Genomic DNA, 16,702 nt, shown 5'->3' with positions numbered 1-16,702 from the left:
TCCGGCGGAAGCGGGCGGTTCCCCTGTAATTCAAAGTAATCTTTTTTGTCTCCAAGAACACCGTAAGTGACATTGAGTCCGGGAATGGCAGACTGTAAGCGAATGGCTTTAAAGCCTTGCTGTTGCAATGCCTCGGCTTTATCTAAGGTGTCTTCAATGGAACTGCCGCTGGCGTGGGCGTATAAGGTGACACCCTGACGACTTTTACCCCCGAGTAATTGATATACGGGTAAATTAGCCACTTTACCTTTGATATCCCACAATGCCATATCGATGGCGGCGATGGCCGCCATGTTCACCGGCCCTTTACGCCAGTAAACCCCCTTATAAAGATATTGCCAAATATCTTCAATATCGTGGGCGTTGCGACCGATGAGACAAGGAATGATGTGTTCTTCAAGACAGGTGACCACCGCCATTTCTCGTCCGTTTAATGTGGCGTCTCCAATACCGTAGAGCCCTTCATCGGTGATGACTTTGACCGTTACGAAGTTTCTGCCGGGGTTGCACACAAACACCTTTATTGCTGAAATTTTCACCCAAGTCTCCTTTGATATTAAACATAAAACGTTTTACTAAAACGTTTTAGTTGATGAAGCTATCATAGTCATGCACAATGTCAACAACACATTAACAACAATGTAAACCTACCTTATTCATGCAAAAAGCAAAACTGGTCGATGTTGCACGTTTAGCCAAAGTCTCAAATAGTACGGTCTCTCAATACCTTAATGGGCGTTTTGACTATATGTCCAAAGAAACCCAACAGCGCATACGGGCGGCAATTAAAGAGCTGGATTACACGCCGAATCCCACCGCCCGTAATCTAAAAGGAAAAAAGACGTCGATGGTGGGGGTGATCGTTCGAGATATAACGGGGTTTGATACCTGTCGAACCATACGAGGCGTAGACGATTTTTGTCGTAAGCATCAGTACAATGCACAGATTTTCAGTACTGATTTTGATCCCGATGTGGAGGCGCGGGCGTTAGAAGCCCTCTATCAAATGCGGGTAGACGGCATCATTATTGCCTCGTCGGGTAAAAATAACGACCTTATTGCGGATTATATTGAAAAGGGGATGCCGGTGGTGCATTTCCAGTTAGAGCATGATGGTAGCGAAAAGAATTTAGTCTTATCTGACTATCGCAAAGCCGCCTTTGAGGCCACGGAATATCTCATTGACTTAGGCCACAGGCGTATTTGCTTTGTGACCCAAACCTTTGAAAATGTAAAGTCGAGAAAAGAGCGCTACAGTGGTTATATCGATGCGCTGGCCAAACATAACGTGCCTTTTTCATCCTCATTGATTCAATACTGGCACCGGCAAACGGGCTTTGAACAAGCGCCAAAAGCCCTGTTGCAATCTGACAATCCACCCACGGCGTTTTTTACTCAGCACTTGGCCATTACCACTGAATTATTGGCCCATTTAAATCAGGAAGGCATTGCAATACCCGACGATGTATCCTTGATTGGCTTTGATGATATTCCCATGACGGACTTTTTTAAGGTGCCTGTGACGGTGGTTAAACAAGAGCCTTATGTTATCGGTAAGGAAGCGGCGAGTTTATTGCTGGATATTATTGAGAATAAAGATCGTCATTCACAAAAACTGATGATTTCTTGTTCTATAACGAAGCGACAGTCGTGTCGGGCGATATAAAAGCCCCGGACACGAATGCCCGGAGCCTTGGGCGAGTTGTTAATAGAAGTAATAGTTAAACTGTAACTTCACCATGCGTTGCTGGTTTAACGTTTCTGCGGTGATCCCTTGATCGCCGGTGGGGGCTCCCAGTATGGCACCTATGGGTGCCGCTGGCGGGCTAATAAAGTCTGCCGAGCGGGCATTGGTGAGATTTGTTATCGACAGCATCACATCCCAAACGCCATCGCCTGCTTCCACGCCGGCAGTGAAATCCAAAGTGGTTAGGCTGTCGGAACGAAAGGTTTCGTTAATTTGACTGACCATATCATCGCGGTATCGTACGTAACCTGAGGAACGGAATAGTAAATCGTTAACGTTCAGTTCAGTAATGTAGGAATAGCCAATATTACCGGTAAACTTCGGCGCCTGGGCCAAATCACTGCCATCATCTTTATGTACGCTATCTGCATAGGTAAGGGCACCACTTAGACGCCAGTCATCGTTTAACTGATAAAGGCCATCAAGCTCAAAGCCGGTGGACTCTACATCCACATTTTGGGTAAGAAAGCCGGCACTGGAATCGGTGACTAAAAAGGACGTTTCCTGGAAGTCTTCGATTTCAGTGTAAAATAACGCCACATTCAGGTTCATCTTACGGTCAAACAGCACCATTTTGCTGCCGGCCTCATAGGTTTGGGTTTCTTCTGTTTTCACCCGTGCGCCGCCATCCGCTACATCCAGTGAAGGATCGCCACTGCTAACTTCGGCCGACTCGGCAAACCCACCGGTTTTGCTTCCCAGGCCATAAGACGTGTACAACGAGACATTTTTTGACATCTCGTAACGAAGGGACACGTTACCATTTAGGAAACTGTCACTAAACGTGAGATCTGATTCGAAAGGCGGGTTCACCACCGTGTTCCACAAGGTGGCAAGGGAGCCCTGAATACGGTCAAATTGCACGTCTTTGGTTTCATCGGTATAGCGTAAACCAGCAGACAGTGTGGTTTTGTCGTTTAAATAAATATCCGATTGGATAAATGCTGACAAGGTTTCGGTCTTTTGTTTGAAGTCATTGCCAAAAGCACCATTGAAAATTTCTCCGGCGGTATCACCTGGCGGGAAGTTTGGTGTATTATAATATTGCCATTCGAGTGAATCCCAATCGCTTTTGAAGTAAAACAAACCGGCCATGTAATCGAAATCGGTACGTCCCTCAGACGCTAACCGCAACTCCTGCGAAAACTGGTCATAGTCTTCTTCCCGCTTAAAATAGGTGCTGTAGTAGTCGACTTCACCGGTGGTGACATAGGTGTACTCATCAAAAGCGTTACCAAAATCGAAATCATCGTAGAAAAGAATATCGTAGGTAGCGGTAGAGGTGACTGACGTGAGTACGAGATCATCGAAGTTTTTTTCCATCGTAAGGGTAAAGGCGTCCACGGAGGTGTCGTGATAACTTTCGTCATACGGACATTCTTCACAGGTGGCGGTTTTGGTATCGTTTAGCTGGGCTTCACCGACGATTTCCAGTACGTCTTCGGAAAAATAGCCGCCATTGTCGACATACTGATAACCGTTACCTATTCGTTCACTGTCAGAATGCTGATAAGAAGCGGTAATGGATAGGGTATCTGTGGGCGTATACACCGCGGTCACTCGCACGCCTTGATCACTGTCTTCGGGAACATCCCGACCCGTGGCGAGGTTTTCCACCCAGCCGTCCTGCTCCACAAAGTGGCCGGCTACCCGTACACTCAGATCATCGGTAATCGGCATGTTGATGCCGCCATCAAGACTCCAGCCGCCGTTTTGTAACTCCACACCGGCGGAAATATTGGCTTCAAAATCATCGGTGGGTTTACGGGTAACAATACTGATGGCGCCTAAACTGGTGTTTTTGCCTAATAAGGTGCTTTGGGTACCTTTAATGACCTCTATACGTTCAATATCGAAAAACGCCGCCGAGTACATACGGCCTTTACCCACAAACATGCCGTCTTGAAACAAGGCTACGGATTGGTCGAAGCTTTGTGTCCGCGCCGGTGTGCCTAATCCTCTTAACGTCAGCGCCAAGCCATCATCAGGCGCGCGGGAAAACACCATTCCCGGAACTAAATTGGCAATTTCGAACAAGTCGTCAATACCATAATCTTCCATCACACCGGCGGGAAGTGCGGAGATTGTTGCCGGTACCTCTTGTAGGGTTTGTGTTCTTTTTTGTGATGTGACTTGGATTACTTCTAATTGGGCAGACGGCTTTGTTTCTTCTGAAGTAGGTGTTTTAACGCTCTGCTGGGCGAGGACGCCAGGCGCACAGAGCCCGGCAAACGCCATGGCTAACGTGCGTTGGATAGGATTCCACTTATATGACTTCATGATATGTCCCTCAGATCTGTGAGTGTATCTTCTATTTTTGTTATCTGTGTACACCGAATCTATTCGTCCCGCTTTGCGGTACATCTGTATCGGTTGTTTTATAACCTACCTGCTTTGTAAGAAGTTTGTCAACGGATAAGTAACAAATTGTTTACGTAATGTTTAAAAAAATATAATTTAACAATTTATTTTCATCTGTATAGTTTAAATTGTTTTTAAATCAGTGATTTAGGTGTTAATTGTGCATTTATCGTGTTAACTGGATGTGATTGACAGGTGAGTTTTATGTTGTTATGTTCGTATCACGGTATAGGTGTATCGCAATTCGGTTAAGGTGATAAATATGAAAATTAACGATATAAAACGTGTACATAAAATTGCAAAACAAGACATGGACGCAATGATTCAGGAAGAAAACCTGAATAATGATACTGGCATGGAGTTTTACGATCTCAGCCATGAATGGGGACTAGGACAACCGTGCTGGCCTTATTTTGAAGACGTAAAAATTGAACGCTTACACGGCATGAGTAAATCAGGTGTACTGACCCAGCGTATTACGACGGTAATGCACTCAGGTACGCACATCGATGCTCCCGCCCACGTGGTAGAAGGCACCCCATTTATGGATCAAATGCCCCTTCCTCGTTTCTTCGGTACTGCGGTTGTTGTATCAATTCCTAAGAAAAAATGGGAAGTGATTACCGCTGAAGATTTAGAAAATGCCACGCCTAAGATCCGTGAAGGTGACATCGTCATCATCAACACAGGTTGGCATGAAACCTACGCCGATTCTTCTGAGTACTATCACTATGGTCCAGGCTTGTACAAGTGCGCTGGCGAGTGGTTGGCGAAGAAGAAAGTCAAAATGGTGGGTATCGATGTTCAAGCCCTTGATCATCCTCTTGGTACTGCCATTGGTCCACACGGTCCAGGTCCACTGATTCCTCATTTGGAAGAAGAATATAAAGAATTCTCTGGTGGCCGTTCAATTATTGAAGACTTCCCTCACTGGGAACCTTGTCACCGCGCACTATTAAGCAATGGTATCTGCGGTATCGAAAACGTAGGTGGTGAAATCAACAAGGTTACGGGTAAACGGGTGACTATTGCTGCATTCCCATGGCGTTGGAAAGGTGGTGATGGTTGTATCGTGCGTCTGGTTGCCATGGTCGATAAGAGTGGTAGCTACCGCATCGAACAAGGCAGTGCTGAGTAATCCATTTTCTCCTACGGTGCCCGCTCAATAAGGGCACCGTTTATCTATCTGGATGAGCAACATGTTTGAATCAACGAAAGTTGCGGTTTTAGGCGCAGGGTTAATGGGTTGCGGTATTGCACAGGTGTTTGCGTGTAAGCAAATAGCTGTCACGCTATATGATCCGTATGCCACTGCCAGAGATACCGCTAAAGATAAAATAGCGTCGAATCTTGAGATCATGTCGTTAAGTACCGATGCATTGCAATACATCAATGTGGTCGGTGATCTGCAACAAGCAGTAAGCGATGCTGATTTTATTATTGAAGCTGTACCTGAAAAGCGCGAGCTAAAACAACAATTGTTCAGCCGCATCCGTCCATATACCAAGTCTACGGCCGTTGTTGCCAGCAATACGTCAGTCATTCCCATTAAAGAGATTTTTGAAGGTCTTCACTTTGAAAATCAGGTGGTGGGCACGCACTGGTGGAATCCGCCTTATCTTGTTCCCTTAGTTGAAGTGGTGCAAACAGATCAAAGTAGCGATGAAGCCATAGAAAAAATGATGACATTGCTTAAATACGCGGGTAAAGAGCCGGTACACGTTAAAAAAGATGTACCAGGTTTTGTGGGTAACCGCATGCAGCATGCCTTATGGCGTGAGGCTATTGCCCTGATTAATGACGGGGTTTGTTCCGCCGAGGGCGTGGACGCGGTAGTAAAGAACAGTTTTGGTTTACGACTGCCGGTACTTGGCCCCATCGAAAACGCAGATTTAGTTGGTTTGGATCTGACCTTGGATATTCACAATGTCATTCTTGAAAGCCTCAACAATGACACCCAGCCTGCTGACATTCTTAAACACAAAGTTGACAAAAAAGAATGGGGCATGAAAACCGGCAAAGGCTTTAAAACCTGGACGGAAGAAGAAGCGCAGGAAGTGAAAGTCAACCTCAGTAAATATTTGATCGAAGTTCAAAAAAGAAAAGGGCATAAAGATGAAAAAGAATCGTAAAGTCATCATTACCTGTGCAGTCACTGGCGCAATGCATACGCCAACCATGTCGGATGCACTACCTATTACGCCAGAAGAAATCGCAGATGCGTCAGTAGAAGCGGCAGAATCCGGTGCATCCATCATTCACTTACATGCGCGGGATCCAAAAACTGGCCAACCCACCGGTGATCCTGATGTGTTTATGGAATTTTTACCGGCCATCAAAGCAAAAACCGATGCGGTAATTAATTTAACCACCGGTGGTAGCCCTACCATGACGGTAGAAGAACGCCTGGCTTGCGCGATGAAAGTGAAGCCTGAAATGTGTTCTTTAAACATGGGCAGTATTAACTTTGCCATGTTCCCGCTGGCGAATCGCTACAAAGAGTGGAAACACCCTTGGGAAGAAGATTACGTACGCAATAGTGATGATTTCATTTTCCGTAACACGTTCCGTGATATCGAAAAAATCATGACCATCATGTCTGAGCACGGCACTAAATTCGAACACGAATGTTATGACGTGGGCCACCTATACAACCTGGCTCATTTTGCAGACCGCGGCCTGATTAAACCCCCATTCTTTATTCAAACCATTTTCGGCATTTTAGGCGGCATTGGCGCAGACGAAGAAAACCTGATGTATATGCGCAGCACCGCGGATCGCCTGTTCGGTGATGACTACCAATGGTCAGTATTGGCCGCCGGTAAACACCAAATGTCCTTCTCAACCCAAGCAGCCTTAATGGGCGGCAATGTGCGGGTTGGTATGGAAGACAGCTTGTTTATAGGCAAAGGGCAAATGGCCGACAGCAATGCTCAGCAGGTGGAAAAAATTAAACGCATCTTGAGTGAATTTTCTCTGGAAATTGCGACGCCTGCAGAAACCCGGGAAATCCTTGGTTTGAAAGGTAAAGATAACGTGGGCTTCTAGCTCGGAGATATGTGATGAAGCAAATAAAACTCGATCAAATTAAGCCGTATAACCCGCCTGCGCATTTTGGCATGGTCGCGCTAAAAGTGCAGGGGGAAGAGGAATCGGGATTAACTAAATTCTGGCAGGGCCTGAGTTATTTTCTGCCAAATGGTGGCGCAGACATGCAATACCAGGCAGGGACTTTTGGCGCCGAATTTGAAAAGTCCTATTACGTCATTGATGGCGAACTCACCGTTGTTGATGAGAAAAACCGCACCTTTGTACTTAAGGCGGGTGATTCCATTGCGATCTTACCAAATGAAGGTCGCAAACTTCGCAACGAAACCAACAATACGACAACCGTACTGGTCACATTCTCTACATCCTAGAGATAACCCAAACGGGTAAGTTCAAAGACAGTAATGAGGAGGCTTTATGTCAATGACAGATTCCTGGAGCGACGATTTTGCGCTCAATATGTTTAACCTAAAAGGTAAGGTTGCCGTTATTACCGGCGGAAACGGAACTTTAGGTGCTGCTTATGCAAGAGCATTTGCTTTACACGGTGCTAACGTTATAGTAACAGCGCGTAACATGAAAACTTTGTCAGAAACCGTCGACGCGGTAAAAGAAGTCGGTGGAAATTGTATGGCAATTCAAAGTGACGTCACAGACAAAGAGTCTGTCTTGGCGTTGGTGGATAAAGTCGATAAAGAATTTGGCGCTATCGATATATTGGTCAACAACGCGGGTATGGCGTTTAGAGCGCCTGCTGAAGAAATGCCGGCTGACAAGTTTGAGCAAGTCATGTCTGTAAACGTAACAGGTACGCTCATTCCTTGTCAGGTATTTGGTCGTTATTTTATGGCCAAAGGAAAAGGGAAAATTGTGAATACGTCCTCGGTGCGCGGTTTTTGTGGTCACCCTGATGGTTATTCGGCCTATGCAGCGTCAAAAGCTGCGGTGGATAACCTGACCAAACAATTGGCCACCGAGTGGTCCATTAAAGGGGTGAAAGATGGGTTTACCATTAATGTGAATGCCATTGCACCGACGTTGATCAAGTCGCCCTTGACGAAAGAGATTTGTGATGATCCGCGACGTATTGCGCCGTTTCTCGCTCGCTTGCCCATGGGACGTGTAGCTGAAACAACGGATATGGTCGGGTTGGTGCTGTTTTTATCGTCGCCAGCGTCTGATTTTATCAACGGACAGATAATTTATGTAGACGGTGGTTGTACCGCAGGTTAACACGCGAAATATAGCTTACGTTGCGTGTGACCGGTGGTAGCGCGCTGCGGCATAACAAATATAAGAGGTCCGTGTGAATAGTATTTTACTGATGGTATTAGCTTACAATGTCATTGTTATAGGTGGCATTGGTAAGTACCTGAGCTGGAAGTCGGCGCAGGAACACGAGGTCACTGATATGGCTCTGGGCGGGCGTGATGCCGGTCTTGCCATGTTTTCAGTCACTATTGCAATCACATATCTTGGTTCAGCCCATGTGTATGGGTTGATGGAAATGTCTTTTTCTCTGGGTGCTGTGGCGCTGTGGTTTTGTTTCGCCCATACCATCCTTCTTTGTGTTATTTGTCTGGGCACAGGGCGTTGGATACGCCGTGTTGGTACCGCGACTATCCCTGAATTAATAGGTCAACTCTATAGCCCTAAATTACGTATTTACACGGCTTGTATTGCTGCCATGGTGGTATTTGGTCTGGTCACCCTTGAAACCCAAACCCTTGGCATAGGCATCGCTGCGATGTCAGGTTGGTCACTGGGTTGGTCTGCAATTATTGGTGCCGCAATCGGAACCGCTTATGTTTGTATGGGCGGTATTAAACAAACCATGTGGGTTAACCTGGTTAACGCTGTGGTGATGTATGTTGCCGTGATTACCGCTGGTATCTATCTGGCATTTGTTTTACCAGACGGTTGGGATGGCGTAACGCAATATTATCTAAATAAAGGTGAAGGTTTCAAATTATCTATTCTTGCTAAGCCCGAGATCTTAGCCAGTTTCGCCCTTGCTGCTATCTTCTCTGTGGTATTTTCTCAATCGGTCAATCAGCAAGGTATGCAGGCTGCCATGTCAGCCCGTGATGAAAAGACCATAAAACGTTCTTTGTGGATTGCCGCGCCCATTAACGGCTTGTTCGGCGTCTTTCCCGTCCTTGTGGGTATCGCCGCTGCCACCATTCCCGAGTTTGCCGAGTTAGGGCCAAAACTGGCCGGTGCAGAGCTCATTGTTACCTTGTTTCCTACTTGGTTGGTTGTCTTGTTACAAGCTGGTTTCTTAGGTGCATTGTTATCTACCTTTGCCATGTCAGCACTGGCACCTGCCACGATTTTCGCCAAAGACATCGTTGGTGCTCATGTTTCCGGTGGCTTGTCTGCCAAGAAAGAAAAAAATCTGATTCGTTACACCATTATTGTTGTCGGCCTGTTTTCAGCACTCATGACATTCTTCTTTCATCCGAATGTGATCATGGCCATTACTTGGTTGTTTGCTTGGTTGGTACCTTTCTTCTTCATCATTGTCGCAGGCCTGTTCTGGAAGCGCAGTACAGCAGTAGCACAATGGGTCGTGTTGGTCAGTTGGCTCATTAATTTATTGTGGTCATTCACTGACCTGAAAAACCTGCTTGGATTGCAAATGTTGGAGAATGCCCATGTGGTTGCCATTGTCGCATTGACGTTGACGGTGTTGGGAAATATGGCGGCGACTAAAGCCAAACCTGGCTTATTTACTAAAGCACATGTTTCACGCACTAAAACTGCGTCGGCATAGTGGGGATATAACTATGAATTTAGCTTTATCGTTGTTTCTAACCGCGTTTATTACAATTACGTCAATCGTCTTTGTATTTTCGCTCGCACATTACTTCATCGAAAAAAGAGGACATCGCAATGAGCAATGATCTAATTACCCACCTTTGGATGGGCGGTATAATACTATTTGGTGTTACATTTTATGCAGTGGCATATGTATTAGGGCAGCGGGAAAACAATCGAAAAGGACTCCCTTCTTCCTAATCATCAAGGGTGTAGAAGAACGTCAATGCGCTGGGCCTGCTATTGCAGGGTTGCTCCCAGCGCTTTTTCTATTATGGTTTTATATTCAATGAGCTTTTCTGCAACGAGCCGCTTATTGCGGTTAAAACGCACGGAAGGGACGGGAATGGAAATCGCGATGTTGCGACCGTAGGGATCATCAATGGAAATCCCGGTTGCACATACGCCTTCACAATGTTCTTCCCGATCAAAGGCCACGCCTTTTTTCCGTACCTTGTCGATTTCTGCTTTCAGTAACTTAATATCTGTCACCGTGTAAGTGGTCAAAGGATCAAGGGCAGAGCGTGTCAGTAAGTCTTCTACTTCTGAGTCGCGCATTTTCGCCAAGATGGCTTTACCGTTGGCACAGGCATGAATAGGGAAGGCATCGCCCACAGCTGAAACCGCACGTAATTTTTGTGAGTCGGCTACCACTTGATCGATAAATATCATCGACATACCGTCTTGAACGGATAAATCCACAGTTTCCTCAACTTCGATAGACAGCTTTTTCATGTGCGGGATGATCACCCGGTCAATATCGGCTTTGGCCGCGGAACCCAGTGAAACAAGGCTGGGGCCTAAACGTACCCGAGAGGTGGGACTGGCTGAAATAAGAAAGCCTTCCGTTGATAAGGCGCCGACAATGCGTTGGACGGTAGAGCGGGGAAGACTGACTTCTTTTGCTATGGCACTTAGACTGAGTCCTTCCGGATGGCCTTCGAGCGCCCGTAATACTTTTACTGCCCGTGAAATAACTTGAATGCCTTGGCGAGTATTTCCTTCTTTTTCCATTAACTTCCCCTGTGGACTGGTATTGTTTTCTTATAGTGTACCATAATGTAATACATTAAAACCGGCAAAATTGTACTAAATATCGGCCTCGTCTCACTGTTATCAACACACTATTTTCTCACCGTTTTCAAAATGGTTGTGTCAGTATGAAGAATGAACAATCATATACGCTTTACTTGACTAATGATAATAAGTATCATTTGCAAAAATAAGTTTACATAATTTACATTGGGATGATCTATGACTTTCTTATCTAAGCACACACGGGGGCTGGCGTTTTTGTTGGGGCTGTGGAGCAGCATTTTTGCTGTCCAGGTTTCTGCCAATGGCGTGATCAGCGAGCATGTTAATCATCTTCATGAACATCTTGGTGAATACCATGAAGAGGTGATTTGGCTCACCGAGAAATTTGGTGCCGTGGTGGATGATTACGCGGCAAAGGGAAAGGGGAAGGTGGATACCAATGTGATGATTGATTTTTGGGAGGCAGTGGATTTTCATTCCGCCATTGAAACCCAGTACGTACCGATTTACGCATCCATTTGGCAAGGCATCTATGGTGTTAAACAAGCCATTGATAAAGGGGCAGATATTAGCATGGTGCGCGAGGAGCAAAGCAAGTTGAATCAGGCCTTGTGGCAGGGACTCGGTGCCGTTAAACTTGCCTCGCAGTATCAGAAAAAAGGGTTGATCCCGAAAGTGAAAACCACGGACGTTGAGCCGACTACTGCGCCGGAAATTATCGAAGACATTAAAAAACGTCTTGATCGGGTCGTGGCGAAGTATGCAGAGCAGCTTTCAGAAGTGGCCACCACCTTGGTTCATGATACCTATTTACAACGGTTTGAAGGCATCGAAGGGGATCTGATTGGACAAGATGCTGCGCTGGTTGAGGATCTTGAAAAAGATTTCAACGTGACCCTGCCACAAGCCATTAGTCAGGATAAAGGCGTAGATGCCGTGCGTGCCGTGGTGGATGCCATGCAGGGCAAACTCGATAAAGCGAGGGTATTGCTTGAAAAAGCAGAGGCAAATCGTAAGAGCGTTTTTTAAGGATCAGTAATGCAACGACGCACATTCATTCAAGGACTGGCTGTTTCCGGTCTGGTTTCCGGTCTTACACTGCCAGGCTCGTCGGCCTTTGCGCAGTCAACCGGTGCGGTTTCTGTTACCGATTTACCTGAACTGGTGGGGGATCTCACCCTTTATCTTGGCCGGGGTGAGGGCGGCTTGTATGAAAATGTGCTCGATGCGATTAAAAAACGTAACCCCAAGCTGAATTTACAAATCCGTCGCGGAGCGACGGCGGCGTTGGGCAATACCCTTATTGCTGAAGCGAAAGCGGGCGTGCACAAGGCGGATCTTTTTTGGGCAGTGGATACCGGTGCCATTGGTATGATAACCGATGCCGGATTAGCCAAGCCCTTACCTGAGACATTGATATCCCAATTAAAAAGCGGTTTTCAATACCCCCAATGGTCTCCGGTAACCGGGCGCATTCGTACCTTGCCATACAATACTCAGCGCATCAGCCCTGAACAAATTCCTGACAGCATTATGGCATTAGCGGATTCGGACTTAGCATTGGGCTGGGCACCGGCCTATGCATCGTTTCAGTCATTTGTTACCGCCATGCGCTTGTTGGAAGGCGAAAAAGCCACGGCAGATTGGCTGCGGGGTGTGGATCGCCACGCTAAAAAATATGCCGGGGAACTGGGTGTGGTTATGGGCGTTGAGCGGGGTGAAGTCGATTTAGGGTTTGCCAATCACTATTACACCTTACGCTTGAAATCCGGCAAGCCTGATGCAACGGTGGATCTAGCCTATACCAAGGATGATGCAGGTTGTTTGGTGAATGCGTCGGGTATTGTGGCTTTAAGTGATGGTCCATTGCCCATTAATTTTATCCGTTATCTGCTTTCTAAAGAAGTGCAATCCTATTTGGCCAGCGAAGCTTACGAAATTCCTCTGGTGCAAGGTGTTTCGCCTCCCCAAGGGTTAACGGCTCTTGATTCAATATCACCGCCAGAACTGGATTTACGCAAATTGGCAGACATTCGTCCTACTTTGAATTTAATGCGTAAAGTCGGCATTCTGTGACAAACTGGCCTAAATCTTATCCCTTTGCGCTGATTATCGCGCTTATGGCGTTAACGCCCATAGGCGTGTTGTTTTCTCTTGCCTCTGATAGCGCGGCATTTTTCGATGCCCGTAATTTAACGGTGTTAGTCAATACCCTCGCGTTAATGCTGTGGACGGTGATCGGTTCGGTGCTCATTGGCGTACCGCTGGCTTTTTTTACCGCTTACGTGAATATCCCCTTTCGCCGGCTGTTTTTGATTCTTTTTGCCGCTCCCCTTGCGCTACCAAGCTATTTGGGGGCCTTTACCCTGTATTTTGCCTTTGGTCGTGGGGGGGAAATTGAAAGCATTACTGGGATCACGACGCCGTCGTTAGAGGGCTTGTGGGGCGCTGCTTTAGTGATGTCGCTGTACACTTATCCCTTTGTTATGTTAACTACCCGCGCCACGCTGCTCAGTTTGGACGCCAGTTTAGTCAATGCGGCCAGAACACTGGGGCAAACCCTGTTTATGAGTCTTTGGCGTATTGTTTTGCCACGGGTGATAAACAGCATTGCCGCTGGTGCGTTACTGTCGGCGCTTTACGCTCTTTCAGATTTTGGTACGCCGGCGATCATGGGCTTTGACACCTTTACCCGGGTCATTTTCGTGGAGTACAACGCCTTTGGTTTAAGCCAGGCGGCTATGTTGTCATTACAGCTAATGCTGATTGTGGTGTTGGTTCTGTTTGTGGAATCACGGATTAGAGGCGACAAAGAACGTCCGGGCAGACACCTTACTCTATGGTTGCCGCCGTGGTTAAGCGGTACCTGGCTATTGTCTTTTATGCCCATCGTGCTGCTATCTATTTTTCTGCCCTTGGGGATCTTTACCTTATGGCTGGTGCGGGAAGGTGCCGGGGATTTTGACGTGACCTATGCGTGGAATTCTGCCTATGCGTCAATGCTGGCAGCCATTGCCGCGGTGGTACTGGCGGTGCCTGTGGCCCATGGGGCCATCGCTGGTAAAGCGGGGCGGGTTATGGAGCGTATTAGCTATTTGGGTTTCGGTGTGCCGGGAATTGTGATGGGCACGGCGCTGGTATATTTAGGGTTACAAATACCCGTGCTGTACCAAACCCTGGCGCTTTTGGTATTCGCGTATGTTTTGCGTTTTTTGCCCTTAGCCGTGGGCACAATACGAAGTACTGCAGAAAATCAGGATGCGGGGTTAGTGAAAGCCGCACGGGTATTGGGTGCCAGTCCGCGAGAAGCTTTCATGCGTATTACCTTACCTCTTACCATGCGGGGTATGGTGGCAGGGGCGGCGCTGGTGTTTTTGGAAGCCATGCGCGAATTGCCCGCCACCTTGATGCTCGGCCCAACGGGCTTTGAAACCCTGGCAACCTATTTATGGCGGGTGTATGAAGCGGGATATTTTGGACGTGCTGCCGTACCGGGGTTATTATTGGTGTTACTGTCCGGATTCGGACTGGTTTTAATGTTGTCTGGTGAACGCCGGGCGGAGTTTTCAGTCAGCGAGGATAGCCGTCGTTAATGCTCAATGTTTCTGATTTATCTGTAGACTATGGTTCAACTCGCGTTGTCGATAAGCTCAACCTGGTGCTCGATGACAGTGAAATACTGATGCTGGTGGGGCCAACAGGTTGTGGCAAAACCACCATATTGCATGCTTTGGCTGGGCTAATTCCCATTAGTGAAGGGCGCATTGATTTAGGCCGTTGGGTGGCCACGCCGAAGAAAAACGTCCCACCTGAAAAACGCAATGTGGGCATGGTCTTTCAGGATTTTGCCTTGTTTCCCCATATGACCGTTGAGCAAAATGTGTGTTTTAGACTACAAAACACAACCCTGGCGGATCACTGGATATCTCTGTTGGGCTTAAATGCCTTTCGCAAAGCCAAACCTGCGCGCTTGTCTGGTGGGCAGAAGCAGCGGGTCGCCCTCGCACGCACGCTAGCCCACGAACCGGCGTTTGTACTCCTTGATGAGCCGTTATCTAATTTAGATGCCTCATTAAAAGACAGCTTGCGCTGGGAAATCAAAGAGGCGTTAAAGACCGCCGGCGTTCCCGCTATTTGGGTCACCCATGATCAGGATGAAGCCTTGTCCGTGGGAGACAGGGTGGGGATCTTAAACAAAGGCATCTTGGAGCAGATCGATACACCTGAACGGTGTTTTGCCGAGCCGAAAAGTCGTTTTGTTGCGGGTTTCCTAGGGGATGCTTGTTTTATTCCTGCCACTGTGTCTGGTGCAAACTTGCATACCCCCATTGGTGTGGCTCCGGGTAAAAATATGGGCGACAACGACAACGACAATGAGGTAGAGGTCTTGATCCGTCCTGACGATCTCATTGCCCAACAGAATGGAGAGACCGCCAATGCCACCGTACTGTGGAGCCGATATGAAGGCGAAAGCCGTTTGTGTGCGGCTACGCTAGATAGCGGGGAACTGCTCAAGGTGCGTGTGAGTCACGAGATGGCGGTGGTGCCAAAAGATCGTATTCATTTGGCCATTAATTCCGTTCATCCCCTTGCTTACTTTCCCAAGGAAACCTGATTGGCCCACAACCTGATCGCGACAGCTTACAGAGTTCAACAAGGGAAACGTTTGCTTTTGTATGTGAAGCGCTGCCTGTTTCGTCTTTTCTTACGAGGGGGAAGGTGGGGAGCCGCCCATTGGCGTACATTTAACTTTGCTCAGCGATGTTATGTTGCCGCCACCTTGATAGCCTTTGGGGTTATCTTTTTTGACATCAGCAGTGATTTTATACAAATGTGTATGTTCTTACTGGTGTTAAGTGGATTACTGCATGAATTTTGGCCCCGCTTCATGGTTGCCTGGAATAGCTTACTTGGCCGGGCCGGCGTGTTGTTCTGTTATGCGGTGATGGCCAATTTTGCCTTGGCCTCAGCCAGTGGTTTGGTCAATACCGTGACGGGGATTACCGCCGAATCACTGCCTTACAGTCACAATTTCGCCATCATACTGATGCTGCCCAGCTGGTTTTTTATCTCCACCGTCTTCGTGTTGCTCTGTAGCCAGCTATTAATGCCGATTTATCTTATTATTCTGCTACTGCTAAAACCTTTTGGCGTGAATGAATTATGGCATCCACCGGATTATAAATATGTTTTTACTACCGCGTTTTTGCGTTATGTGTGGACGTTGGCGCTACTGATTAAAATTGTCGCCGTGGCTGCCCAAAGTGGTGTACTGGAATTTTCAGATAGTTCCGAACTAGGTCAGGCCCTGTCGCAAATTGCCGAGCAAGCCGAAAATGAGGTGAGTGCAGCGCCGTCCCAAAGTACAAAAATAGCACCACATTATAATGGATTGAAAGTGGACTCTGATGATGAAGCAATCATGGCGTTTGTGTTAAAAGCAAAACAAAATGGCGCCGCGTTCAGACTGGCTCAGAAAAAATTACTGGCGGATTTTATCTTCGAGTATGAAGCAGATAGCTACTCTCGATGCCAGCATCCACCTAACAGCAAAGTCATTGAAATCAATGATTATGAAATATTAACCATCACCCAAGATGATGCCTTGCCACTGCAATATGCCTATGACGTCATAGCCTGTCATTCTGCCGCCATAGGAAATACGGTTGCACAACCCTAAGGGGAAGC

Annotated in this window: 14 protein-coding genes and 1 pseudogene; 12 read left to right on the top strand and 3 right to left on the bottom strand. The window is 47.1% G+C overall.

Annotated features, from left to right (window positions below):
* Positions 1-539, bottom strand: a pseudogene (locus V5298_RS07685) (bifunctional D-altronate/D-mannonate dehydratase); the annotation flags it as partial.
* A gap of 119 nt (positions 540-658) precedes the next feature.
* Between V5298_RS07685 and V5298_RS07680 the strand changes: the two are divergent.
* Complete coding sequence (locus tag V5298_RS07680) at positions 659-1,666, top strand: LacI family DNA-binding transcriptional regulator (protein ID WP_332930875.1); 1,008 nt, start codon at positions 659-661, stop codon at positions 1,664-1,666.
* 39 nt (positions 1,667-1,705) lie between these two features.
* Here the strand turns inward: V5298_RS07680 and V5298_RS07675 are convergent, their stop codons facing one another.
* Positions 1,706-4,027 (bottom strand): TonB-dependent receptor, encoded by a 2,322-nt coding sequence (locus V5298_RS07675; RefSeq protein ID WP_332930874.1) that lies wholly within the window; start codon positions 4,025-4,027, stop codon positions 1,706-1,708.
* Between the two features lie 343 nt (positions 4,028-4,370).
* Here V5298_RS07675 and V5298_RS07670 point away from each other — a divergent pair, with 343 nt between their 5' ends.
* The 6 genes from V5298_RS07670 (at position 4,371) to V5298_RS07645 (ending at position 9,932) form a co-directional block, all read left to right on the top strand.
* Positions 4,371-5,246, top strand: coding sequence for a cyclase family protein (locus V5298_RS07670; RefSeq protein WP_332930873.1), 876 nt, complete (start codon positions 4,371-4,373; stop codon positions 5,244-5,246).
* Between the two features lie 61 nt (positions 5,247-5,307).
* Complete coding sequence (locus V5298_RS07665; RefSeq protein WP_332930872.1) at positions 5,308-6,240, top strand: 3-hydroxyacyl-CoA dehydrogenase family protein; 933 nt, start codon at positions 5,308-5,310, stop codon at positions 6,238-6,240.
* Entirely contained in the window at positions 6,224-7,156 is a 933-nt protein-coding gene (locus V5298_RS07660; RefSeq protein ID WP_332930871.1) for a 3-keto-5-aminohexanoate cleavage protein, read from the top strand. The genes V5298_RS07665 and V5298_RS07660 overlap by 17 nt, the downstream gene beginning before the upstream one ends.
* Before the next feature lie 14 nt (positions 7,157-7,170).
* Positions 7,171-7,527, top strand: coding sequence for a cupin domain-containing protein (locus V5298_RS07655; RefSeq protein ID WP_332930870.1), 357 nt, complete (start codon positions 7,171-7,173; stop codon positions 7,525-7,527).
* A 46-nt stretch (positions 7,528-7,573) separates the two neighbouring features.
* On the top strand, positions 7,574-8,389 hold the full coding sequence (locus tag V5298_RS07650; RefSeq protein WP_332930869.1) for an SDR family NAD(P)-dependent oxidoreductase: 816 nt from the start codon (positions 7,574-7,576) through the stop codon (positions 8,387-8,389).
* Positions 8,390-8,462: 73 nt separating this feature from the next.
* Positions 8,463-9,932 carry a sodium:solute symporter family protein gene (locus V5298_RS07645; protein WP_332930868.1) on the top strand — a complete coding sequence of 490 codons (1,470 nt, stop codon included), beginning with the start codon at positions 8,463-8,465 and terminating at the stop codon, positions 9,930-9,932.
* A 284-nt stretch (positions 9,933-10,216) separates the two neighbouring features.
* Here the strand turns inward: V5298_RS07645 and V5298_RS07640 are convergent, their stop codons facing one another.
* Entirely contained in the window at positions 10,217-10,990 is a 774-nt protein-coding gene (locus tag V5298_RS07640) for an IclR family transcriptional regulator (RefSeq protein ID WP_332930867.1), read from the bottom strand.
* Between the two features lie 240 nt (positions 10,991-11,230).
* Between V5298_RS07640 and V5298_RS07635 the strand changes: the two genes are divergently transcribed.
* Genes V5298_RS07635 through V5298_RS07615 form a run of 5 tightly spaced genes read left to right on the top strand, consistent with a single transcriptional unit; the run spans position 11,231 to position 16,694 of the window.
* Positions 11,231-12,043, top strand: coding sequence for a hypothetical protein (locus tag V5298_RS07635; RefSeq protein WP_332930866.1), 813 nt, complete (start codon positions 11,231-11,233; stop codon positions 12,041-12,043).
* Between the two features lie 9 nt (positions 12,044-12,052).
* A complete protein-coding gene (locus tag V5298_RS07630; RefSeq protein ID WP_332930865.1) occupies positions 12,053-13,090 on the top strand; it encodes an ABC transporter substrate-binding protein in 1,038 nt (345 codons plus the stop codon).
* Positions 13,087-14,607: an iron ABC transporter permease gene (locus V5298_RS07625; protein WP_332930864.1), complete on the top strand. Its 1,521-nt coding sequence runs from the start codon at positions 13,087-13,089 to the stop codon at positions 14,605-14,607. Before V5298_RS07630 ends, V5298_RS07625 begins: the two co-directional genes overlap by 4 nt.
* On the top strand, positions 14,607-15,629 hold the full coding sequence (locus tag V5298_RS07620) for an ABC transporter ATP-binding protein (protein ID WP_332930863.1): 1,023 nt from the start codon (positions 14,607-14,609) through the stop codon (positions 15,627-15,629). Before V5298_RS07625 ends, V5298_RS07620 begins: the two co-directional genes overlap by 1 nt.
* Positions 15,630-16,694, top strand: a complete 1,065-nt coding sequence (locus V5298_RS07615) for a hypothetical protein (protein ID WP_332930862.1) — start codon at positions 15,630-15,632, stop codon at positions 16,692-16,694.
* The last annotated feature ends 8 nt before the right edge of the window (positions 16,695-16,702 follow it).

Origin of the sequence: Alteromonas sp. 14N.309.X.WAT.G.H12 (genome assembly GCF_036697315.1) — a bacterium.
Taxonomy (GTDB): domain Bacteria; phylum Pseudomonadota; class Gammaproteobacteria; order Enterobacterales; family Alteromonadaceae; genus Alteromonas.
This window is presented reverse-complemented; position numbering and strand designations above follow the sequence as displayed.